24 protein-coding genes are annotated in these 22,520 nt (G+C 43.7%); all 24 read left to right on the forward strand.

Annotated elements, in window-relative coordinates; all coding sequences use genetic code 11:
- The first annotated feature begins 62 nt into the window (after nucleotides 1-62).
- Nucleotides 63-1,028 carry a class II fructose-bisphosphatase gene (glpX, locus tag MKZ10_RS04995; protein WP_342508441.1) on the forward strand — a complete coding sequence of 322 codons (966 nt, stop codon included), beginning with the start codon at nucleotides 63-65 and terminating at the stop codon, nucleotides 1,026-1,028.
- A gap of 124 nt (nucleotides 1,029-1,152) precedes the next feature.
- Entirely contained in the window at nucleotides 1,153-2,436 is a 1,284-nt protein-coding gene (gene rho, locus MKZ10_RS05000) for a transcription termination factor Rho (RefSeq protein ID WP_342508442.1), read from the forward strand.
- A gap of 383 nt (nucleotides 2,437-2,819) precedes the next feature.
- Entirely contained in the window at nucleotides 2,820-3,041 is a 222-nt protein-coding gene (rpmE, locus tag MKZ10_RS05005; RefSeq protein WP_342508444.1) for a 50S ribosomal protein L31, read from the forward strand.
- 437 nt (nucleotides 3,042-3,478) lie between these two features.
- On the forward strand, nucleotides 3,479-4,084 hold the full coding sequence (locus tag MKZ10_RS05010) for a thymidine kinase (RefSeq protein ID WP_342508446.1): 606 nt from the start codon (nucleotides 3,479-3,481) through the stop codon (nucleotides 4,082-4,084).
- 745 nt (nucleotides 4,085-4,829) lie between these two features.
- Entirely contained in the window at nucleotides 4,830-5,906 is a 1,077-nt protein-coding gene (gene prfA / locus MKZ10_RS05015) for a peptide chain release factor 1 (RefSeq protein ID WP_342508447.1), read from the forward strand.
- Nucleotides 5,899-6,753 carry a peptide chain release factor N(5)-glutamine methyltransferase gene (gene prmC, locus MKZ10_RS05020; RefSeq protein ID WP_342508448.1) on the forward strand — a complete coding sequence of 285 codons (855 nt, stop codon included), beginning with the start codon at nucleotides 5,899-5,901 and terminating at the stop codon, nucleotides 6,751-6,753. Before prfA ends, prmC begins: the two co-directional genes overlap by 8 nt.
- Before the next feature lie 44 nt (nucleotides 6,754-6,797).
- Entirely contained in the window at nucleotides 6,798-7,355 is a 558-nt protein-coding gene (locus MKZ10_RS05025) for a stage II sporulation protein R (protein WP_342508450.1), read from the forward strand.
- 59 nt (nucleotides 7,356-7,414) lie between these two features.
- The gene (locus tag MKZ10_RS05030) at nucleotides 7,415-8,446 is read left to right on the forward strand and encodes an L-threonylcarbamoyladenylate synthase (RefSeq protein ID WP_342508453.1); all 1,032 of its coding nucleotides are present in this window, start codon (nucleotides 7,415-7,417) and stop codon (nucleotides 8,444-8,446) included.
- A gap of 288 nt (nucleotides 8,447-8,734) precedes the next feature.
- Nucleotides 8,735-9,238, forward strand: a complete 504-nt coding sequence (locus MKZ10_RS05035; RefSeq protein ID WP_342508455.1) for a manganese efflux pump — start codon at nucleotides 8,735-8,737, stop codon at nucleotides 9,236-9,238.
- 59 nt (nucleotides 9,239-9,297) lie between these two features.
- The gene (locus MKZ10_RS05040) at nucleotides 9,298-9,744 is read left to right on the forward strand and encodes a low molecular weight protein arginine phosphatase (protein ID WP_342508457.1); all 447 of its coding nucleotides are present in this window, start codon (nucleotides 9,298-9,300) and stop codon (nucleotides 9,742-9,744) included.
- On the forward strand, nucleotides 9,741-11,036 hold the full coding sequence (locus MKZ10_RS05045; RefSeq protein ID WP_342508459.1) for a methyl-accepting chemotaxis protein: 1,296 nt from the start codon (nucleotides 9,741-9,743) through the stop codon (nucleotides 11,034-11,036). The genes MKZ10_RS05040 and MKZ10_RS05045 overlap by 4 nt, the downstream gene beginning before the upstream one ends.
- Nucleotides 11,037-11,146: 110 nt before the next feature.
- Entirely contained in the window at nucleotides 11,147-11,584 is a 438-nt protein-coding gene (gene rpiB, locus MKZ10_RS05050) for a ribose 5-phosphate isomerase B (RefSeq protein WP_342508461.1), read from the forward strand.
- Between the two features lie 74 nt (nucleotides 11,585-11,658).
- Nucleotides 11,659-12,222: a TIGR01440 family protein gene (locus tag MKZ10_RS05055; protein ID WP_342508462.1), complete on the forward strand. Its 564-nt coding sequence runs from the start codon at nucleotides 11,659-11,661 to the stop codon at nucleotides 12,220-12,222.
- A gap of 4 nt (nucleotides 12,223-12,226) precedes the next feature.
- Entirely contained in the window at nucleotides 12,227-13,480 is a 1,254-nt protein-coding gene (gene glyA / locus MKZ10_RS05060; RefSeq protein WP_342508464.1) for a serine hydroxymethyltransferase, read from the forward strand.
- Between the two features lie 93 nt (nucleotides 13,481-13,573).
- Nucleotides 13,574-15,055 carry a PAS domain-containing protein gene (locus MKZ10_RS05065; RefSeq protein ID WP_342508466.1) on the forward strand — a complete coding sequence of 494 codons (1,482 nt, stop codon included), beginning with the start codon at nucleotides 13,574-13,576 and terminating at the stop codon, nucleotides 15,053-15,055.
- Nucleotides 15,056-15,673 (forward strand): EAL domain-containing protein, encoded by a 618-nt coding sequence (locus tag MKZ10_RS05070; protein WP_342508468.1) that lies wholly within the window; start codon nucleotides 15,056-15,058, stop codon nucleotides 15,671-15,673. It abuts the gene before it with no gap.
- An 86-nt stretch (nucleotides 15,674-15,759) separates the two neighbouring features.
- On the forward strand, nucleotides 15,760-16,389 hold the full coding sequence (gene upp / locus MKZ10_RS05075; protein ID WP_342508470.1) for a uracil phosphoribosyltransferase: 630 nt from the start codon (nucleotides 15,760-15,762) through the stop codon (nucleotides 16,387-16,389).
- Nucleotides 16,390-16,408: 19 nt separating this feature from the next.
- Nucleotides 16,409-17,533 carry a UDP-N-acetylglucosamine 2-epimerase (non-hydrolyzing) gene (gene wecB, locus MKZ10_RS05080; RefSeq protein ID WP_342510021.1) on the forward strand — a complete coding sequence of 375 codons (1,125 nt, stop codon included), beginning with the start codon at nucleotides 16,409-16,411 and terminating at the stop codon, nucleotides 17,531-17,533.
- Nucleotides 17,534-18,249: 716 nt separating this feature from the next.
- Entirely contained in the window at nucleotides 18,250-18,621 is a 372-nt protein-coding gene (locus tag MKZ10_RS05085; RefSeq protein ID WP_342508472.1) for an ATP synthase subunit I, read from the forward strand.
- Between the two features lie 73 nt (nucleotides 18,622-18,694).
- Entirely contained in the window at nucleotides 18,695-19,420 is a 726-nt protein-coding gene (atpB, locus tag MKZ10_RS05090; protein ID WP_342510023.1) for a F0F1 ATP synthase subunit A, read from the forward strand.
- A 64-nt stretch (nucleotides 19,421-19,484) separates the two neighbouring features.
- Nucleotides 19,485-19,709, forward strand: a complete 225-nt coding sequence (atpE, locus tag MKZ10_RS05095; protein WP_342508474.1) for a F0F1 ATP synthase subunit C — start codon at nucleotides 19,485-19,487, stop codon at nucleotides 19,707-19,709.
- A 185-nt stretch (nucleotides 19,710-19,894) separates the two neighbouring features.
- A complete protein-coding gene (gene atpF / locus MKZ10_RS05100) occupies nucleotides 19,895-20,401 on the forward strand; it encodes a F0F1 ATP synthase subunit B (protein ID WP_342510025.1) in 507 nt (168 codons plus the stop codon).
- Complete coding sequence (locus MKZ10_RS05105) at nucleotides 20,398-20,937, forward strand: F0F1 ATP synthase subunit delta (protein ID WP_342508476.1); 540 nt, start codon at nucleotides 20,398-20,400, stop codon at nucleotides 20,935-20,937. Before atpF ends, MKZ10_RS05105 begins: the two co-directional genes overlap by 4 nt.
- Before the next feature lie 25 nt (nucleotides 20,938-20,962).
- Nucleotides 20,963-22,471: a F0F1 ATP synthase subunit alpha gene (atpA, locus tag MKZ10_RS05110; RefSeq protein WP_342508478.1), complete on the forward strand. Its 1,509-nt coding sequence runs from the start codon at nucleotides 20,963-20,965 to the stop codon at nucleotides 22,469-22,471.
- Nucleotides 22,472-22,520 lie beyond the last annotated feature (49 nt).

Here is a 22,520-nt window from a genome sequence, read left to right on the forward strand (position 1 = left end):
TTATAATTATTTCGAATGGTAAAACCTACGGGAGAAACCGTAAAACAGGGGGAACACAACCAATGGAACGCAGTTTATCGATGGAATTAGTTCGTGTCACAGAAGCGGCGGCAGTCTCGGCATCACGCTGGATGGGACGCGGTTTGAAAAACGAGGCAGATGATGCTGCAACAACAGCGATGCGTAACGTATTTGATACGATTCCAATGCAAGGAATTGTTGTGATTGGTGAAGGGGAGATGGACGAAGCACCGATGCTTTATATTGGTGAAGAGCTAGGAACAGGCCAAGGTCCTGAAGTGGATGTTGCAGTGGATCCACTTGAAGGTACAAATATCGTTGCAGCTGGCGGCTGGAACGCACTTGCAGTTATTGCTATTGCGGATAAAGGAAATTTGCTTCACGCACCAGATATGTACATGGATAAAATTGCGGTCGGTCCAGAAGCCGTTGGTAAAGTTAGCTTAGATGCGTCTGTAACAGAGAACCTGCATGCCGTTGCAAAGGCGAAAAACAAAGAAATTGGGGATATTGTTGCCACTGTTCTTGCAAGGGATCGTCATGCTAAAATTATTGAAGAAATTCGTGCAGCAGGTGCGCGTATTAAGCTCATCACAGACGGCGATGTGGCAGCGGCTATCAACACTGCGTTCGATGAAACAGGTGTGGATATCATGTTCGGAATTGGTGGAGCACCGGAAGGCGTCATCGCAGCAGCTGGACTAAAATGTCTGGGCGGTGAACTGCAAGGACGACTCATGCCTATGAATGATGCAGAACGAGAACGTTGTGAAAAGATGGGCATTGATGTTGAAAAGATATTATATATGGATGATCTCGTCAAAGGGGACGACGCCATCTTCGCCGCAACAGGCGTAACGGATGGAGAACTTCTCCGTGGCGTACAGTTTAAGGGTGGCTATAGTGAGACACACTCACTTGTCATGCGTTCAAAATCGGGTACGATTCGATTTGTTGAAGGTCGACATAGCATGGAGAAAAAACCTCTACTCGTTATGCAAGACTGAAGTACACAACGCAATCTCGCCAAGGTGCGATTGATTTGATCAGACCTCATCGCCCGGACATGCGCCGGGCATCTTCCTTTTGCCTCAAAAAAATACCCATTAACGTAAAGAGTGGTGCCAAAAGATGACAATATTAACAATCTCAACGCTAGAGAATATGACTCTAAAAGAGTTATATGCCCTCGCTAAACAATACAAAGTTGCCTACTATGCTAAACTTACAAAAAAAGAATTGATTTTTGCTATATTAAAATCTAGAGCAGAACAGGAAGGCTTTTTCTTCATGGAAGGTGTTCTTGAAATTATTCAATCAGAAGGCTATGGCTTCCTTCGTCCGATTAACTACTCCCCGAGTTCGGAAGATATTTATATATCAGCGTCGCAAATTCGTCGCTTCGATCTTCGGAATGGTGACAAAGTGTCGGGGAAAGTTCGACCTCCGAAGGAATCGGAACGCTATTACGGTCTGCTACAAGTAGAGGCTGTTAACGGTGAAGACCCTGAAGTTGCCCGAGAGCGTGTGCATTTCCCAGCCCTTACGCCGCTTTATCCAGACCGTCATATAAAATTGGAAGTAGACCCTATGAAGCTTTCCACGCGTATTATGGATCTCGTTTCACCGGTAGGTTTTGGTCAGCGTGGCCTCATTGCTGCTCCACCAAAAGCCGGTAAAACATTGTTATTAAAAGAAATTGCCAATTCTATCACAACGAATCATCCCGATACGGAGCTTATTGTCCTTCTCATTGATGAAAGACCGGAAGAAGTAACGGATATCGAACGGTCAGTCAATGCCGATGTTGTCAGTTCAACCTTCGATGAATTACCGGAAAATCACGTCAAAGTAGCCGAACTTGTACTCGAACGGGCAATGCGATTAGTAGAGCATAAACGTGATGTTGTTATTTTGATGGATTCAATCACTCGGCTAGCGCGTGCGTATAACCTCGTCATTCCGTCAAGTGGCCGAACGCTGTCTGGGGGAATTGACCCTGCAGCTTTCCACCGTCCAAAACGATTTTTTGGAGCAGCACGTAACCTGGAAGAAGGCGGTAGCTTAACGATTCTAGCAACGGCTTTAATCGACACAGGCTCCCGCATGGACGAGGTTATTTACGAGGAATTCAAAGGAACGGGCAATATGGAGCTTCATTTAGATCGTCATCTTGCAGAACGACGTATTTTCCCAGCACTCGACATTCGTCGTTCAGGTACGCGGAAAGAAGAATTACTCATTCCAGCTGATCAGCTGGAAAAGCTATGGGCAATCCGCAAAACATTTTCCGACGCACCGGACTTTTCAGAACGCTTCCTAAAAAAGCTTCGTCTTACAAAAACAAACGAAGAATTTTTCGACAAACTCAACGAAGAAATGAAAGCCCAGCGTAACGGTAAGGGATTGCTGTGAGGTAGTTAATTTGAATAAGCGACAATAATAGCGAAAGCCGTCACGAAGAACGGCTTTTGCGACCGAAAAGCGAAGCGTTTGGGAGCACCGAGAAGGCGCCTTAACGGGGTAGCCGAAGCCATAAGACTGACGGCGAAGCTGTCTGGCTTGTGGCGGGAGGCATCCCGCAGCGCCGCGGCGGGTTCGACGGAATTTTTTATGTCAACATTTCCAGAAGTTAATTTCGTAATAAAAGTTGCACTTGAAAATAGAATTTGATATAATAACTCAGGTATGTTAGATACTATCTGTTGCATATGCGGTTGAAGCATACGGACCGTGTAAGGCACCAGTCTTATATTATAACTCTGTACCAGATGGTCCAGGGCAAAGGAGAGAGCGTAATGAAAACAGGAATTCATCCAGCTTATGATGCATCAACAGTTACTTGTTCATGTGGAAATACATTCACTACAGGTTCTGTAAAAGGAGACATCCGAGTGGAAGTTTGTTCGGAATGCCACCCATTTTACACAGGACGTCAGAAATTTGCTGCAGCGGACGGCCGTGTCGATCGCTTCAACAAAAAATATGGCCTCAAAGAAGAAATTCGCGACGAAGAGTAAGAATTTCTCGATACCCGTCAGGTGCCTAGGCGCCGGGCGGGTATTTCTATTGTCGAAAACGATCTACATAACACAATTAGTCCAGAAAAAACAGACGTTAAATTCAATTTGTTTTCGGGTATGATAGACTTTCCAGGAACTATTTATCTTCATTCAGCAGAAGACCCCTGCTGAATGAAGATAAATGCCGCCGGCGGATGTCACGGATTTTTTAAGGAAGCTTAAGAAGGCAGTCTAAGTACGCGACGTCCTGAAACAGTGCCTTAATTTCTGCAAAGAACACAGAAATACGGCAAATCGAACCCTTCGCTGTTCGATTCGCAACGGCTGCATGACCTACTTCCTGTAGGCCCCAAGCTCGAAAAAAATCCGGACGCAATTACGTCAAGACGTAATTGATAAACGACATATAAAGAAGTATCGAAAGGAGACTATCCATGTATGTAACGATGCAAGGTGGATGGATTGAAGTAATTTGTGGCAGTATGTTTTCGGGGAAATCAGAGGAATTGATCCGACGTGTAAGACGCGCCCAATTCGCCAAACAGAAAATAGCAGTATTTAAACCCGAAATTGACAATCGCTATAGTGAAGAAGCTGTCGTGAGCCATAATGGGACAACGGTCATTGCGATACCGGTTGCAAGCTCAGTTCATATTGAAGAATTCATCACAGAAGACTATGATGTCGTCGCGGTCGACGAGGCCCAATTTTTCGACGATCATATCGTAGATACCGTAATGGAGCTAGCAAATCGCGGATTCCGTGTCATTGTCGCTGGCCTCGATCAAGACTTTCGTGGCGAACCATTCGGCCCAATGCCACGCCTAATGGCGATTGCTGAACACGTCACAAAACTGCAGGCTGTCTGCACAGTGTGTGGCTCACCCTCAAGCAGAACGCAACGCCTTATCAATGGTGTGCCCGCCGGCTATGACGATCCCATCATTCTCGTAGGCGCCGCAGAAGCATACGAACCAAGATGCCGGAAACATCACGAAGTACCTAAAGGTGTTTCAATCATGGCAGAAGTAAAAGGATAAGTCGTAAACCCGTCCGTGGAATAGGGGCGGGTTTTATTTATAGGGATGGGGCGTTGTTAAGTTTGTCCAGAACGTCGTTAACTTCCGTAAACGTTGTGAACTTCTACGAAAACGTTGTCTAGTTCACCCAAAACGTTGTGAACTTCTACGAAAACGTTGTCTAGTTTACCCAAAACGTTGTGAACTTCCGTAAACGTTGTTTAGTTCCATCCAAACGTTGTTAACTTCCACGAAAACGTTGTCTAGTTCACCCAAAACGTTGTGAACTTCCGTAAACGTTGTCTAGTTTCTCCAAAACGTTGTGAACTTCTACGAAAACGTTGTCTAGTTTACCCAAAACGTTGTGAACTTCCGTGAACGTTGTTAAGTTTCCTCCAAACGTTGTTAACTTCCACGAAAACGTTGTCTAGTTCACCCAAAACGTTGTGAACTTCCGTAAACGTTGTCTAGTTTCTCCAAAACGTTGTGAACTTCTACGAAAACGTTGTCTAGTTTACCCAAAACGTTGTGAACTTCCGTAAACGTTGTTTAGTTCCATCCAAACGTTGTTAACTTCCACGAAAACGTTGTCTAGTTCACCCAAAACGTTGTGAACTTCTACGAAAATGTTGTCTAGTTCCTCCGAAACGTTGCGAACTTCATATAAACCGTCCAGAATCCCAATCGACAAAGAAATAACTGTATTTACCCTGCGATTTCCCGTACAATGAACGTACAAAACAGTCCTGAAAAAGAGGTGCACACAATGTTTGAAAGGCTTCAAGCAGTAGAAGATCGTTACGATCATTTAAATGAATTGCTCAGTGATCCCGCAGTTGTGAGCGATATTACAAAACTTCGTGATTACTCGAAAGAGCAGTCTGGCTTACAAGAAACGGTTGAGGCATACCGTGACTATAAAAATGCAAAAGCGGAACATAAAAATGCCAAAGAAATGCTCAATGATCCACTTGATGATGACATGAAAGAACTTGTGAAAATGGAAGTGTCCGAACTCGAAGAGAAAATCGAGTTACTCGAGACGCAGCTGAAAATCCTATTAGTACCAAAAGATCCGAATGACAACAAAAACGTCATTATGGAAATCCGCGGGGCGGCTGGTGGCGACGAAGCCGCCTTATTTGCCGGGAGCCTATTCCGCATGTACAGCCGTTATGCGGAAATGAACCATTGGAAAACGGAAGTAATCGATTCATCCCCAACGGAACTCGGTGGCTTTAAAGAAATTATTTTCACGATAAACGGCAACGGTGCCTATTCAAAACTCAAATTTGAGAATGGTGCGCACCGAGTTCAGCGAGTCCCGGAAACTGAGTCAGGTGGAAGAACGCATACATCAACTGCGACAGTCGCAGTTTTACCGGAAGCTGAAGATGTTGATATTGAAATTCTCCGAGAAGATATGAAAATCGATACGTACCGTTCAAGCGGTGCAGGTGGTCAGCATGTTAACACGACAGACTCTGCTGTTCGTATTACGCACTTACCGACGGGAATCACCGTATCCATGCAAGATGAGAAATCACAAATTAAAAACCGTGAAAAAGCGATGAAAGTATTAAAAGCTCGTGTCTATGATGCGGCACAGCAAGAAGCGCAAGCAGAATATGCTGCGAGCCGGAAATCGGCAGTCGGAACAGGTGACCGTTCTGAGCGCATACGTACGTATAACTTCCCGCAAAACCGAGTAACGGATCATCGCATTGGCTTGACGATTCAAAAGCTAGACCAAATTATTGAAGGCAAGCTCGATGATGTCATTGACGCACTCATTATGGAAGAACAGGCGTATCGCCTCGAAAGCTTGGATCGCCATGACTGAAAAAATTTATGAAGCTCTTCAACGGGCTTCTTCTTTATTAGAAGAAAAAGGACTGGAACCACATACGGCGCAAATGCTCATGGAATTCGTCACAAAAAAGTCGAGGGTGAACTTATTTGCGGATGTACGTGAATTACTAACTGAGGATCAGCACCAAGCCTTTTGGGATAAAACGGCTGAGCTACTCGAAGGAAAACCTGTTCAATATGTCATCGGAGAAGAAAGCTTTTATGGCTATACATTCAAAGTGGATGACAATGTCCTCATTCCACGTCCGGAAACGGAAGAGCTTGTTTACGGAGCGCTCGAACGCGGTCGAAAAATTTTCCCGAACAAATCGATTGCCGTCGCAGATATTGGCACGGGTAGCGGTGCAATCGCAGTGTCCTTCAAAAAAGAATGGCCAGAATCTATTGTCACTGCGACGGATATCAGTGAAGGTGCATTGACCATCGCTAAGCACAATGCGATTGCAAACGATGCAGTCATTGATTTCCGACTAGGTGATTTGCTCGAACCGATTGAACAAGAAAAATGGGATATCGTCCTATCGAATCCTCCCTATATTGCACATGAGGAAGCGGCGCAGATGTCGGATACTGTATTGAATCACGAGCCGCATAATGCTTTATTCGCAGAAGAAGATGGGCTTTACTTCTATCGTAAACTTGCGGAGAATCTACCAGCACTTATGAACAAGCCCTTCCTAATTGCTGTGGAAATCGGCTATTTGCAAGGTCCGGCTGTGCATAAGTTATTCCAAGATGCATTTCCGACAGCGCTTGTGGAAACTGTCCAAGATATAAACGGTAAAGACAGAATAATATTTTGTGAGACTCGTGAATAAACAACCTTCCATCCGGCAATAATGCGGTGTAGGAGGGGATAGACATGTTACCAGACTATGAGATTAAAAGAAAGACAACTATATTCGAGAAGATGATGCCTTTTATCGAATTCATCATCGTTCTCATTATGATTCAGTCCGTATTAACATTATTCACTGCGGGGGCGGCGGAAGAGGATACTATTCGCTTCCGAATGCTCGCTCACTCAAATGCACCCGTCGATCAGCAAATAAAAATGGATATCCAGCAACAAATCGAACCACTTATTAACAAAGCGATTGCTTCGTCTGTATCAACAAAAGAACTTGTGGATAACTTAGCAGAGCTTGAAAGTACCATTCTTGAAACGGCAAAATCATTGTCGAATGGCCAAGCTGTTTCACTGGAGCGTACACAGGCATTGTTCCCGGCGAAGCGCTCGGGGCTAGTCATTCACCCACAAGCAATATACGATGCTTATATATTAACAATTGGTAGCGGGCGTGGTGATAATTGGTGGTGTGCGTTATTCCCAAAAATTTGTTTTCCCGATAAACAGGAAAAGGAAGAAGAACAAGTAACATTCTTCATTTGGGAGTGGATAAAGGGCTTATTCGATTAAGTTACACACAATATCAGTGGATAACTACTGAAAACATGTGGATAAAGGAGGTTTGAACTGTGGAAACTAGTATAATATCTGTGGATAATAATATGGATAACAAAATAAATTACCAACAAGCTGTGGATATTTTGACAAATGGTGGAGTCGTCGCTTTTCCGACAGAGACGGTCTATGGACTTGGCGCGCTTGCAACTGATGAGCAAGCGGTACAGAAAATTTTCGAAGCGAAAGGGAGACCGTCCGATAATCCGCTCATCGTTCATATTGGTCGTCAAGCTGAGGTTGCCAATTATGCAACACATATCACAGAAGATGCTGAAAAACTAATGGATGCTTATTGGCCGGGACCACTTACACTTGTTTTCGATAAAATTCCGGGTGTCATTGCGCCAAATGTAACACCAGGTGTTGAAACAGTTGGGATTCGAATGCCGGATCATGCTGTGGCATTGGGGCTCCTTAGGGCATTAGGTGGACCGCTTGCTGCACCGAGTGCCAATCGAAGCGGTAAACCGAGCCCAACTGAAGCGGTGCATGTCTTTGAAGATCTCGAAGGGCTTATCCAACTCATTTTGGACGGAGGGCAGACAGGGATTGGTGTTGAATCGACTGTGTTAGATATGACGACAAACCCGCCCACCATTTTACGACCAGGTGGTACAACACAAGAAATGATTGAGATGATTATTGGTCCGGTACGTGCGGGAAGTAAAGGTCCTGGTGAACAAGAAGCACCGCGTTCGCCGGGCATGAAGTATATGCATTACGCACCGGAAGCACCTCTTTTCGTCATTGCACCTGATGTGCTAGCGATTCGTGAAGCGGTTGACGCTCTTCGCGAAGAAGGGAAGCGTGTTGCGGTCATCGGGCCGGATGATATAGATATTCCTGCCGCAGACTGGTATTTTGCAGTCGGGCCAAGAAATAATAATGAGGCAATGGCCTCTCACTTGTACAGGGCAATCCGTCAATGTGACTTGACGGACGCGGATATCATCCTCGCGGTTGAAACAGATTTGTCTGGAGTAGGTGCTGCGGTTATGAATCGACTAATAAAAGCCGCCGATGGAAAACGGTACTCAAACTAAGTAACATGCGAATCTAAATCAATTACGCCAAGGCGTAATTGCGAATCGAACAGCAAAGGGTTCGATTTGCCTTAATTTCTGCGTACATTGCAGAAATTAAGGCACTTGCCGGCGCTCTAAGTTCAACTAGTTAGCAGGGGGTGGACTCCCACTGAATTTGAAAGCATACCCGGCATTCATCTTGCTACTTACTGAAATCGGAGACACCGGCTGATTCAACTTGAATAGGAATGACCTCCCCAGAAAGCGCATAAGATGGATAGATGCTCTATCTGGGGAGGTTTTAATGTGGTGGAATTAGTCGCGGCAGGTATTACGAGCATCGACGTTGTAGTCATCTTCACTTTCTTGCAGGTGAGGAAAGGTAGATTAAGGTTGGCGCTTTGGACATCTTTCCTCAATATGATCTTTCCTTTTCTAGGATTTGCGACGGGGCATTTTTCATCGCATCTATTTGCAGAATGGAGCAGCCTATTATCGGGTGTACTGCTCGCTTTAATAGGTATACATATGTTGTTGCAGGATGATGAGCCAGGTTTTACGGGAAAACATCTCCCTCCCACCTTTGTAGCGTTGGCAGTCAGTCTAGATACATTTTCCGTCAGTGTTTCATTTGGTATGCTTCATTTTGATAAAACTCTTTTTATCCTTGCGTCAGGGCTATTCACATTTATCCTTTCTTATACAGCACTTGTATTTAAAGAGCGAATTGGTTTAGGAGATGGCAAAAATATAAGACGTTTTGCAGGCTTGGTTTTATTAGTCATGGGTGTAATGTCATGCTTTCGTTGAAATTGTCTATTTCTTTATTTGTAAAACTCGGTTATTCTATAGGGAGTAGGTGATAGATTATGAATATTTATTTGATTTGCACAGGTAATACGTGCAGGAGTCCGATGGCGGAAGCGATTCTTCGCTCCAAGGAACTCGGAAATTTGACAGTTCGCTCGGCGGGTATAAACGCGCAAGACGGGCAGCTAATTTCTCGACATGCCAAAACGCTTATTGAAGAAGCGGACATGCCTTACACTCCGTGGTCAAGAGCCGTCACGGGAGAAGATTTGGAGTCGGCAGATGTCGTGTTGACGATGACAGAAGGGCATAAGGCTGAGCTTCTATATCGTTATCCGACAATGCGAGAGAAAACGTTTACATTGAAGAGCTTTGTGGAGTTTGAACCGGGTGGGGATGTACAAGACCCATATGGGGGTAGTCTTGACATTTATCGACAGACATTTAGTGAGTTGTCTGCCGTGATGGACAGATTAGAACAGAAGTTAACGGAGGGAAAAGTATGAAAGAAGCTGGCCGAAAGAAATTTGGATTACGTAAAAAAATCGTTCTTTTTGTAACAGTCTTGGCAGTTGTCACTTATACGATGAGTGGAATCTTTATCAATATCATTCAACCGCAATTTTTTCCGGACTTTAATGCATTTTGGTTTGAATTGTCAACGTATGCAGCAGGTGTATTTTGGTCGGGTGTTCTGGCATTTGCCTTCAGTACAATGTTGACAAAGCATTTACAAAAACTCGAAATAGCAGCTATCAGAGTGGCTAAAGGGGAGATTGGAACAGATATCGAACTGCCACGCTCGTCCGATGAAATCCGTTCTGTGGCAGAAGCGTTTCAACAAATGGTTCTCAATTTACGCACAATAGTTGGACAAATTGAAACGAATTTTGAGCAAACAGCGAGTACTGTGGATAATCTATCTACCGAAACAGGGGCAGCTGCGAAGCAAGCAGATGCAGTAGCATCGACCATTATTGAAATTTCCACAGGGGCAGAGGCGTCAGCTGTTGCCATCCAAGAAACGGCGGAGGCGATGGAAGACATTCGATTGCTAGCTGTTGAGGTGAGCAATCGAGCAGATGATTCATCAGTTCGCTCGCAAGAAATGGTAGAGGAGCTTAGACGGACGACGGAAGTGTTCCGTATACTCGTTGATGGTATCCGTGAAATGTCGACGCAAAGTGAGCTATCACTAGGCACAATTAGGCAGCTTGATCAAAATGCAGTGAAAATCGGAGAAATTGTTCAGCTTGTCGGCAATATTGCAGCACAAACGAATTTATTAGCGCTCAATGCCTCTATCGAAGCGGCGCGTGCGGGTGAGCACGGCAAGGGCTTCGCAGTTGTTGCAGAAGAAGTTCGCGTCTTGGCGGATGAAAGTGCAAGAGCTGTAGAAGGTATCTCGGGTCTAGTCGGAACGATTCAAACAGATGTTACAAAAGTCGTCAAAGAGATGGAGCAACAGGTGAAGACAGCAGCGATTGAAGCTGATCGAGCCAATGAGACAAGTGAAAATGTCGCAGAAATGGCAACTAAAATAAATGGTATGGCTGACTCTGTTGTCGACATCACGAAATTTGTAGAGCGTCAGCTGTCGAATATTGAAGTAACTGCACGTCAATCTCAAGAAGTGGCGGCAATTGCAGAAGAAACATCGGCAGGTGCACAAGAGGTAGGAGCTGCTACTGAGGAACAAGTACGCTCGATTGAACAGGCAGATGCAATGGCCGGTGAATTGAAAAAGCAATCAGAGCAGCTTTATAACGTCATCAATCAATTTGATTTAACAAAATGAAAAGCGGTCGAAGTTTAATATGCTGATGCATATTTGAACTTCGACTGTGTTTTTTTTTGTAGGAAGATGGTAGAATGAGTTGTGAGTAAATTATGAAAAGAGGGACGCAAGTGAAAATCGCGATTTCTTCAGATCATGGCGGCAATAATCTTCGTCGTGAAATTATCAATTTGTTAGCTGAACTTGGTGTAGAGTTTGTAGATTTTGGACCGGATTCAAATGAATCTGTCGATTTTCCGGACTTTGCAGCACCTGTTGCAAATGGAGTAGCCTCGGGGAACTTCGATCGTGGCATTTTAATCTGTGGAACAGGAATTGGCATGTCCATCGCAGCGAACAAAGTAAAAGGTATTCGCTGTGCGCTTGTTCATGATGTTTTCAGCGCGAAAGCAACGAGAGAGCATAATGATACAAATATCCTAGCAATGGGTGAACGCGTCATTGGCGTGGGCCATGCGAGAGAAATTGTTGCAACATGGTTGAGTACATCGTTCGAAGGTGGACGCCACGAACGTCGTATTGAAAAAATAATGGAATTAGAAAACTAATATAATTTGATGAAAAAAGTAATATTTAATCGTGCTTGAACACCTAAATAGCATAAGAAGGTTGGTGAATAACAGTGGATGCTTCACATTTATGGCAGCTTCAGCTTGAACAACTATTAGCAGAAATGGCTGAACAGGCAAGCCCTGTTTCGGGCACGCTATTCGTTGTAGGTTGTTCAACCTCGGAAATTGCGGGCAGTCGCATTGGCACGTCAGGAGCACTCGGAATCGGAGAGGCGCTGTACAAGCCCTTAAAAGATTTTGCAGAGAAATATAATCTATTCTTGGCCTTCCAGGGATGCGAACATATTAATCGAGCGTTGACAATCGAGCGCCAAGCAGCGGACAAGTTCAATCTTGATCTTGTCTCCGTTATTCCAGTGCAACACGCAGGTGGCTCAATGTCTACATATGCCTATCGTCAAATGGATGAGCCAGTCGTCGTAGAAGCGATTCGTGCGACCGCGGGAATTGACATTGGACAAACACTAATTGGGATGCATTTGAAGTCTGTCGCTGTCCCACTCCGAACGTCAATTAGTAAAATTGGAGAGGCAGTCGTTACTGTAGCTACAACACGACCGAAGCTTATTGGTGGAGAGCGTGCAATATATATAATAGATGGAGAAGGGGAATGACAAAATGGATTTGACAAATGTGAAACGTGAAGATGCAGCGGTATATGAAGCAATTATGGCGGAAAAAAACCGTCAAAATGCGAACATCGAACTAATTGCCTCGGAAAACTTTGTAACAGAAGCAGTTATGGAAGCACAGGGATCTTATTTGACAAACAAATATGCAGAGGGTTATCCAGGCAAACGTTATTACGGTGGCTGTGAGCATGTCGATGTCGTCGAAAACATTGCACGTGATCGTCTGAAAGAAATTTTCGGTGCTGCCTATGCAAATGTTCAGCCGCACTCTGGCGCACAAGCGAATATGGCTGTTTACTTCGCAGTTCTTAAACCAGGTGATACTGTTTTAGGTATGAACCTTTCCCACGGTGGCCATTTGACGCACGGTAGCCCAGTCAACTTCTCAGGCGAATTATATAATTTTGTCGATTATGGTGTTGGCAAAGAAGATGAGCGCATCGATTATGAAGACGTTCGTCAAAAAGCACTTGAGCACAAACCGAAAATGATTGTTGCGGGTGCAAGTGCATACCCACGCGAAATCGACTTCGCAAAATTCCGTGAAATTGCAGATGAAGTGGGAGCATATCTATTTGTTGATATGGCGCACATCGCAGGACTTGTTGCGGTAGGTGAGCATCCAAACCCAGTGCCATACGCACACTTCGTAACGTCTACAACACATAAAACATTACGTGGACCACGTGGTGGGTTGATTTTAGTCAACGAAGAATTCGCTGAAGAATTTGGCCGTAAGCTCGACAAATCTATCTTCCCGGGCGTTCAAGGTGGACCATTGATGCACGTTATTGCAGCAAAAGCAGTCGCATTCGGCGAAGCGCTAAAACCTGAATTCAAAACGTATATTCAACAAGTGAAGAAGAATGCCAAAGCATTTGGCGAAGCACTTGTAGCAGAAGGCGTCGATATTGTTTCTGGTGGTACAGACAATCACCTCGTTCTCTTGAACCTACGTTCACTTGGCATCACAGGTAAAGTTGCAGAGCATGTACTGGACGAAATCGGTATTACAGTCAATAAAAACACAATCCCATTCGACACAGAAAGCCCATTCGTCACATCAGGTATTCGCATTGGTACACCAGCGGTAACAACTAGAGGCTTTAAAGAAGAAGAAATGAAAGAAATCGCATCAATTATTGCAAAACTTCTTAAAAACCATGAAGACGAAGACGTGAAAAAAGAAGCGCGTCAACGTGTAACAGCATTGACAGATAAGTTTCCACTCTACGCATAAGTAATATAATAGAATAAGCCGCTATCATATGATGGCGGCTTATTTTTCATAGATGTGGATTGTGTAATAATACCTAAGTTGAAAGACTGAGTCATGAGGGGGGAAAGTCGATGGATAATCTTCAAGCGACTAATAAAGAGAAAAGAATCTTATTGGATTGGCTTCAAAGGTTTGGTAGTCGTTTTCGCTAATGAGTTTTATATTGAAATGACAGGCTATACTGCTTCAGAGATTATTGGTAGTAATTTGGGTTTTTTGCATGGTGAGGACACGGATATGGTGCAAATTAGAAAAACTGCTCAAGAAATTATGAATGGACAATCGACCAAGGCAGAAGTACTCAACTATAAAAAGGATGGTACACCCTTTTGGAATGAGCTAGTGATTCAACCGATTATCGACGAACGTGGCGATAATTTATATACAATAGCGTTTTACCTAGATACGACGGAGAGGAAAAAGGGTGAAATTTTACTCAAACTTCAAGAGGGTATTTTTGCAGGTATTAATGAGAGTGAGCAACCGACAAGCCTTATCCAAAAAATCGCGAATGTCATCCAATCCTTCTTTTGGCAAGATGCAGTCTGTTCGATTTTGTTCAAGGAGAAAGAAGGGAATTGGTATATTGGAGCGGCAGATGATGTGCCGCAGCATTTAATAGATGAGCTACTTGAGGATGCATATATCAATGTGTACGTACCAGGGGAGTTGATTGTACGGGAAGGGCAAGAAACGAGTCATCTCAGCGGATTTTATTCCGAATTGTCGATGCCGATAGTGGACAGCGATGGGGATGTTAGTGGACTTGTAACGATATTTAGTCAGAAAACGAGGAAGCCGACCGAAGTGCAAATTGGATTTATGGAAAAAGTTATCCCAATTATTCAAACGACAAAAATCTTTTATGGCCAGCAGGCTGAGTATTATAGACTTGCCTACACAAACCCGGAAACAGGACTACCAAATCGTCATGCGTTTTTGAGAAAATTTGAGAAAGATCTGCGGGATGGACGGAATCATTTTGCTGCGATTATTGAGCCGGGTGAATATACCAAAATTGTGGATTTGTATGGAGGGGAAGCAGCTGATGAGTTATTCATTCAGCTGAGCCGACGCATTGAGCGAGTGGGGATTGGGGGACCTAACTTTGTTGGACGTTTTGCTAGTTCAGCGCTTGTTTTCACCAATGAGCCTTTGCCGGGGGACAATGGAGTTTATATTATCGAACTTAATCAGCTCGTTGCTAAACCTTTTATGATTGCGGGTCAGGAAATGTTTATCACTTTGAAAATAGGGGTTGCACTATTGGAAGAAGGCCTTAGTGGCGAGGGCTTACTACGTCGCGCTGATACGGCATTGTCCGATGCGAAGAAAAAATCAGGGAATGCTATTTCCTTTTATAAGGACTTGCAGTATGAAGAAACGAGAAAAGAAATGAAGGTTTTCAATGAGCTATCGAAGGCGTTATTGACCAATGAAATTGAAGTCTATCTTCAGCCGCAGGTAGATTTGCAGGACGGTAGCGTCATTTCTTTTGAAGCATTGGCTCGTTGGTTCTCACCTACACTTGGATAAGTGCCACCTTCCTTATTCATTCCAGCTGCTGAAAATATCGGTAGAATAATTGACTTAGAAGTTCATATTTTATCGAAAGTAATGGAATGGCTACAACAGCGAAGCCAAGCTGGCAAAAAAATGTATCAGATTGCCGTCAATATTTCTGCCCAGCATTTCTTTGCGCCGACATTTGTAGAGGATCTGCAAAAGCAGATTGCGACATACGACCTTTTACCAAATCATATTAAGCTAGAATTGACGGAGAGTATTGGCTTAACAGATGTACTCAAGGCGAAATTGATATTCCTGGAATTGCATGAGGTGGGCTTTGAATTATCCGTAGATGATTTTGGTGTTGGATTTTCATCTTTGAGCTATTTACCACAACTCCCTTTAAGCGAATTAAAAATTGACCGTAGTTTTATCAATGCAATTGGTGAACCAGCTACACTTGCTGTTGTTGAGACGATTATCCAATTGGCTACCAAATTGAACTTTTCGACGGTCGCAGAGGGAATTGAAGAAGAGTGGCAAGGGGAAATATTGCGTGCGTTAGGCTGTAAAGTAGGGCAAGGTTTTTACTATTATAAACCAAAGCCTTTGCTTGAAATTGACCGACTACTCAGTGAAAAGTAAGATGATCAACATGGGGTGTTAGGTGTGCCCGAATCGGCTCATATCTGTTATAATGAACAGGACATTTTGAAAAGGGGCGAATATATATGCCGAAAGTACATGTTTTTGATCATCCACTAATCCAACACAAACTGACGTACATACGTGATAACAACACAGGAACAAAAGAATTCCGGGAGCTTGTTGATGAAGTGGCAACACTCATGGCATATGAAATTACACGCGAGCTACCGCTTCAAGAAGTAGAAATCGAAACGCCAGTTTGTATGGCTAAATCGAAAGTGCTTGCAGGAAAGAAACTGGGCATTGTGCCAATTCTACGTGCTGGCATAGGTATGGTAGACGGTATTTTGAACTTAATTCCAGCAGCAAAAGTGGGTCATATCGGATTGTACCGCGATCCTGAAACATTGCAGCCAGTCGAATACTATGTGAAGCTGCCTTCTGACGTATCGGTAAGGGATTTTATCCTTGTCGATCCGATGCTTGCGACGGGCGGATCCGCTATTGCAGCGGTTGATTCATTGAAAAGTCGTGGAGCAATAAACATTAAGTTTATGTGTCTAATTGCGGCACCAGAAGGCGTGAAGGCGTTGACGGAAGCGCACCCAGACGTAGACGTTTACATTGCGGCGCTTGATGAAAAACTTGATGAAAAAGGTTACATCGTACCAGGACTTGGCGATGCTGGAGATCGACTATTCGGTACAAAATGATAGGGAAGGCGTGGATATTTTGAAAAAGAAATGGAAAGTGATGACGATTTTTGGTACGAGGCCAGAAGCGATCAAAATGGCTCCGCTTGTACTGGAACTACAAAAGCATTCGGATGATATTGAACCGATTGTGACAGTTACAGCGCAGCATCGTGAAATGCTTGATCAAGTACTGGAAACATTCGGCATCACACCTGATTTTGATTTGAATATCATGAAGGATCGACAAACGCTTGTAGACGTGGCAACGCGCGGATTGGAAGGTCTCGATCGGATTATGAAAGAAGCACAGCCGGATATCGTGCTCGTTCACGGCGATACATCAACGACTTTCATAGGAAGCCTAGCCGCTTTCTACAATCGTATTGCAGTCGGGCATGTGGAAGCAGGGCTTCGTACATGGGACAAATATTCTCCATATCCAGAGGAAATGAACCGACAGCTAACAGGCGTTATCGCAGATCTTCATTTTTCACCGACAGAAAAGTCGGCACGCAATTTAGTGAATGAAGGAAAACCAGAAAATCGTATTTATATCACAGGCAATACAGCGATTGATGCACTTCAGACAACTGTGCTTGAGGAATATTCGCATCCTGTTCTTGACAAGATTGGGACTGACAGACTTATTCTGCTCACAGCGCACCGTCGTGAAAACCTCGGTGAACCAATGCGCAATATGTTCCGTGCTATTAATCGACTACTTGCGAAATATGATGATATTCAGGTAATTTACCCAGTTCACATGAATCCAGCAGTTCGTGAAGTGGCGGATGAGCTTCTTGGCAACAATAACCGCGTCCATCTAATCGAGCCGCTTGAAGTTGTTGACTTCCATAACTTTGCTGCACGCTCACATATTATTTTGACTGATTCAGGTGGTATTCAAGAAGAAGCGCCGTCACTTGGCAAGCCAGTCATCGTCCTGCGTGATACGACTGAACGTCCAGAAGGTATTGAAGCTGGAACACTGAAGCTGGCAGGAACGGATGAAGAAACAATCTTTACACTGACAGATACGCTCCTTACTGATGAAGCGGAATATTCAAGAATGGCCAAAGCGTCCAATCCTTACGGTGATGGACATGCCTCTGAACGAATCGTTGAAGCATTGAAAGAGTATCTAAATTCTATTGAAAAATAAACAAAAAAACGACCGAGCAACTCGGTCGTTTTTTTTTGCTATAGAAATTTAGAAGGCGAGTTCTCCCCTAGGGGTAGCCGAGTTTTATCGGAAGGTATCCCAGTTCTGCAAATCGGTAACTGGTTTTGCAAAATAGGTAGTCCAGTTCTCCCGAGGTAGCCGAGTTTCCTCAATAGGTAGCCCAGTTCCCAAAAGTAACGACAACTAGCAGTCTTAGGGGAATCCCTTATTTATCCTGAATCCGAAAATTGCTTCCGAATATATTACGTTTGCATTGCAAATTTGTCGAATGTTTGACAAAACGAACACTTTGTGAAGAATTTCACGGGAATCAATTGACATCAATTTTCGCCTATTGTATGCTTACAAAGGATAAGAATGATAGGGGTTTCATATATAATTGAAACGACATTACATCTAACAGTGTTAAGATATCTCTATCATCCTATCTGATTATGTTGAAAATGTAGGGATGCTCCTAGTTGTCAATCATAGACACGTTAGGCTCATCGTATTATTTGCCAAATTACCTACTGTTCGACGCTACTCGCGCAACTTATTGGTTTTATCTTTTTCAAAGTTTTGCCTGTATTTGGCTAAACTATGAAACAAGAGCCACCCTCGCTTTTCCGTGTGTTTGGCTTGTGACTACATATAAACAAGTAGCCACAATGCACCGTACAATCCTAAAATACGAGTCAGGAGAATAACCTACCATGCAAACCTTGCAAGAAATTTATAAAAAGCAAAAGAAGGCTCTCTTTTTTTGTCTAGCATTGTTCGTTTTAGGTTGGGGATTTACTGATTTCAAGACAGTTTTTGCAGGTTTAATACTCGGCTCACTGTTTGGATTGTATAATTTTTGGATTCTTCTTCGAAAAATGGAGAAGACTGAACAGAAGTTTGCGGAAGGTAAGCATAGTTTATCGCTTGGAACTGTGTTGCGTTTTGCATCTGGTGTTGCTGCGGCTGCAATTGCGACCGCGATGCCAGAACATTTCGACCTGATCAGTACAGTTATCGGTTTTGCGATACCTTACGTTCTCCTACTAGTGGAGAGGATCATATACCATGTAAGGCATCAATAAAGCTTTCTCACGAATGTGAAGCGATACGAAAAAATTCGACTTAATTCTGGATGCAAGAGGGAGGTGAATGAAAATGGAACATGGAAATCCGTTACGCACGGCTTTCGAAGGAACAGCATTTGAAATGACATTCAACCTATCAAACGTCCTAATGCTATTCATCACATGTCTAATTGTTTTCCTCATCGCGATTTTCGCTACACGTAGCTTGCAGCTAAAGCCGACGGGAATGCAGAATTTCTTTGAATGGGTTATGGATTTCGTTAAAGGGATTATCAAGAGTAATATGGACTGGAAAACAGGTGGACGATTCCACGTATTAGGAATCACGCTTATCATGTTCCTCTTTGTAGCGAACGTACTAGGACTTCCAATGGCAATCTATTGGAAAGGGGACCTTTGGTGGAAATCACCGACTGCGGACCCTGTAGTTACACTGACACTCGCAGCTACGGTCATAGCCCTTACACACTATTACGGTATTAAGATGACGGGTTTGAAAGAATACGGAAAAGGCTATCTTAAGCCACTCCCTTTCCTTGCACCGCTCAAAGTCATTGAGGAATTTGCAAATACGCTGACACTCGGTCTGCGTCTTTATGGTAACATCTACGCCGGTGAGGTTTTGCTAGGACTCCTAGCTGGACTTGCAACATCAGGCATGTTTGGATTGGTAGGAGCGGTTGTACCGTCTCTTGCTTGGATGGGCTTCTCGATTTTCGTCGGGGGGATCCAATCATTTATCTTCGTTATGTTGTCGATGGTCTACATGTCACACAAAGTGGCAACAGACCATTAAGCATATAATGCCCGGATAACCGGGCGACAAAACAAAAAACAGGAATTCTTAGGAGGAAACAATAATGGTAGGTTCAGTTGGTCTATTAGCAGCAGCAATCGCAATCGGTTTAGGAGCACTTGGAGCAGGTTTAGGTGCAGGTCTAGTCGTTTCAAAAACTCAAGAAGGAATCGCACGTCAACCAGAAGCACGCGGTATTCTTCAAACAAACATGTTCGTCGGTGTTGCACTTGTTGAAGTTGTTCCGATTTTCGCAGCAGTTATCGCGTTTATCGTAATGAACCAATAAGTAATACGCTACAAAGTAACGATATCTAATGGCGAAGAACATACTATGTAGTCCTTCGCCATTCCTTTATGTAAATGAATGAAATATCCATATTTTAAAAGACAAAAGCTCTTGAAGGGAGTGAAACAATCGTGTTTTTGGATACCTTCTCCTTATTGGCAGCAGATAGTGGAGCTGCTAGTGGATTGGCAAAATTAAATAACCCAGATGGTCTTAACCTCGGCGATATTATCGTTACAGTGGCGTTCTTCACGATACTCATGTTACTTCTTAAAAAGTTCGCATGGGGACCACTAATGGGCATCATGGATCAACGGGCTCAATTGATTTCAAATGAAATCGATGCAGCTGAAAAAAGTCGTTTGGAATCACAAAAACTTCTTGAAGAACAACGCGAGTTGCTAAAAGAAGCACGTGAAAATGCTCAATCGATTGTTGAAAATGCTCGTAAGCAAGGTGAAACACAGCGTGATGAACTAATCGTCACTGCGCGTGCAGAAGCAAACCGCATGAAAGAAGCAGCAGTGCTTGAGATTGCGACAGAAAAGGACAAAGCTGTTGCAGCAGTCCGCGAAGAATTCGTATCACTTTCCATCCTTGCAGCGTCTAAAGTTCTTGGGAAAGAAATTTCTGAAGACGATAACCGCGCATTGATTGAAGAGACGATTGCGAAGGCAGGCGAGGGTCGATGAGCCAATCGATTGCAGCAAAACGCTACGCACTCGCCTTATTCGAACTTGCACAACAAAATGGGCAACTCACTTCAATTCAAGAAGAACTTCAAGAATTGAAAAAGGTTTTCCAAGACAATAAAGGACTTGGGCAATTGCTTGAGTCTCCGAAATTACCATTGGCAAAAAAGAAAGAATTGCTTACAGACTTATTCAAGGGAGCAAATCAGCTCATTTTGAATACGTTGTACGTCCTGCTTGACGGGAAACGCATGAACGAAGTGATTCACTTTGTCGATGAGTTTAACACATTTGCAAATGATTCCGCGGGTGTCGCTGAAGCTACAGTGTATTCTACACTGCCACTTACAGATGAAATCAGCCAATCCATTTCAAGTGCGTTCGCACAAAAAGTTGGTAAACAGTCCTTGAAAATTGATAACATCATCGATCCAGCGCTAATTGGTGGCGTACGTCTCCAAATTGGCAATCAGATTTACGACAGCAGCGTAAGCGCGAAGCTTGAACGTCTGAAACGGGATCTTATCGGATCATAAAACTGAAATTTGAGGGGTGACATGCATGAGCATCAAAGCTGAAGAAATCAGCGTTCTCATAAAACAGCAGATTGAAAATTATCAATCTGAGTTGAAAGTGAGCGAAGTAGGTACAGTTATTAAAATCGGTGACGGTATCGCACTAGCTCATGGCCTCGACAACGTCATGGCCGGAGAACTTCTTGAGTTCTCTACAGGTGTTCTAGGTATGGCGCAAAACTTGGAAGCGAACAATGTAGGTATCGTTATCCTTGGCCCATACACAGACATTAAAGAAGGCGATGAAGTACGTCGTACAGGTCGTATTATGGAAGTACCAGTTGGTAAAGAAATGATTGGACGCGTTGTCAATCCACTAGGACAACCAGTTGATGGACTAGGTCCGATTGCAACAACAAAATCACGTCCAATTGAAAGTCCTGCACAAGGGGTAATGGCGCGTAAATCCGTTCATGAGCCACTTCAAACAGGTATTAAAGCGATTGATGCACTAGTTCCAATCGGTCGTGGACAGCGTGAATTGATCATCGGTGACCGTCAAACAGGTAAAACAACTGTTGCCATCGATACAATTTTGAACCAAGCTGACCAAGATATGATTTGTATCTATGTTGCAATTGGTCAAAAAGAATCTACTGTTCGTGGTGTTGTTGAAACATTACGTAAGAACGGTGCGCTTGACTATACAATCGTTGTAACAGCTTCTGCTTCACAACCAGCTCCACTACTATTCCTTGCACCTTATGCAGGTATAACAATGGCTGAGGAATTCATGTTTGACGGTAAGCACGTGCTAATCGTTTATGATGACCTATCTAAACAAGCAGCAGCATACCGCGAACTGTCCTTGCTACTTCGTCGTCCTCCGGGTCGTGAAGCTTATCCTGGTGACGTCTTCTATCTTCACTCCCGCCTTCTTGAGCGTGCAGCGAAGTTGAACGATACACTTGGTGCAGGTTCAATTACAGCATTACCATTCGTTGAAACACAAGCAGGGGATATCTCGGCTTATATTCCAACAAACGTAATTTCGATTACGGATGGTCAAATTTTCCTTCAGTCTGACCTATTCTTCTCGGGTGTACGTCCGGCCATTAACCCTGGTCTTTCCGTATCACGCGTAGGTGGTTCAGCACAGATTAAAGCAATGAAGAAAGTTGCGGGAACACTGCGTCTTGACCTTGCAGCATTCCGTGAGCTGGAAGCATTCTCACAGTTCGGTTCTAACCTTGACTCTGCAACACAAGCGAAGTTAGACCGTGGTGTGCGTACAGTTGAAATCTTGAAGCAAGATTTGAACAAACCATTCAAAGTGGAACAACAGGTTGTCGTGCTTTACGCATTAACGCGTGGACATCTTGACGATGTTCCAGTAAAAGATATCTTACGTTTCGAAAGCGAAATTTTAAGCTGGCTTGAAACGAACCACACTGACGTATATGATCATATTCGCAAGACAAAGGATCTTCCAGCAGACGACGTAATGGTAGCAGCAATTACAGAGTTCAAGCAACTCTTTGTCGCAGCAGAATAAGTAAGGAAACGGTTTTGACAACAACGCCAAAACGATTCTTGATCTAAAA

Origin of the sequence: Sporosarcina sp. FSL K6-2383, assembly GCF_038618305.1 — a bacterium.
GTDB lineage: Bacteria > Bacillota > Bacilli > Bacillales_A > Planococcaceae > Sporosarcina.

Bases quoted from the DNA above. Each gene is read 5' to 3' on its own strand.
- MKZ10_RS05025 (WP_342508450.1), top strand. From the start codon at position 6,798: ATGTTACCAGACTATGAGATTAAAAGAAAGACAACTATATTCGAGAAG.
- MKZ10_RS05085 (WP_342508472.1), top strand. From the start codon at position 18,250: ATGCAAACCTTGCAAGAAATTTATAAAAAGCAAAAGAAGGCTCTCTTT.
- prmC (WP_342508448.1), top strand. From the start codon at position 5,899: ATGACTGAAAAAATTTATGAAGCTCTTCAACGGGCTTCTTCTTTATTA.
- rho (WP_342508442.1), top strand. From the start codon at position 1,153: ATGACAATATTAACAATCTCAACGCTAGAGAATATGACTCTAAAAGAG.
- MKZ10_RS05010 (WP_342508446.1), top strand. From the start codon at position 3,479: ATGTATGTAACGATGCAAGGTGGATGGATTGAAGTAATTTGTGGCAGT.
- glpX (WP_342508441.1), top strand. From the start codon at position 63: ATGGAACGCAGTTTATCGATGGAATTAGTTCGTGTCACAGAAGCGGCG.
- prfA (WP_342508447.1), top strand. From the start codon at position 4,830: ATGTTTGAAAGGCTTCAAGCAGTAGAAGATCGTTACGATCATTTAAAT.
- atpA (WP_342508478.1), top strand. From the start codon at position 20,963: ATGAGCATCAAAGCTGAAGAAATCAGCGTTCTCATAAAACAGCAGATT.
- glyA (WP_342508464.1), top strand. From the start codon at position 12,227: ATGGATTTGACAAATGTGAAACGTGAAGATGCAGCGGTATATGAAGCA.
- atpB (WP_342510023.1), top strand. From the start codon at position 18,695: ATGGAACATGGAAATCCGTTACGCACGGCTTTCGAAGGAACAGCATTT.
- MKZ10_RS05045 (WP_342508459.1), top strand. From the start codon at position 9,741: ATGAAAGAAGCTGGCCGAAAGAAATTTGGATTACGTAAAAAAATCGTT.
- atpE (WP_342508474.1), top strand. From the start codon at position 19,485: ATGGTAGGTTCAGTTGGTCTATTAGCAGCAGCAATCGCAATCGGTTTA.
- upp (WP_342508470.1), top strand. From the start codon at position 15,760: ATGCCGAAAGTACATGTTTTTGATCATCCACTAATCCAACACAAACTG.
- MKZ10_RS05105 (WP_342508476.1), top strand. From the start codon at position 20,398: ATGAGCCAATCGATTGCAGCAAAACGCTACGCACTCGCCTTATTCGAA.
- MKZ10_RS05040 (WP_342508457.1), top strand. From the start codon at position 9,298: ATGAATATTTATTTGATTTGCACAGGTAATACGTGCAGGAGTCCGATG.
- rpmE (WP_342508444.1), top strand. From the start codon at position 2,820: ATGAAAACAGGAATTCATCCAGCTTATGATGCATCAACAGTTACTTGT.
- MKZ10_RS05065 (WP_342508466.1), top strand. From the start codon at position 13,574: ATGAGGGGGGAAAGTCGATGGATAATCTTCAAGCGACTAATAAAGAGA.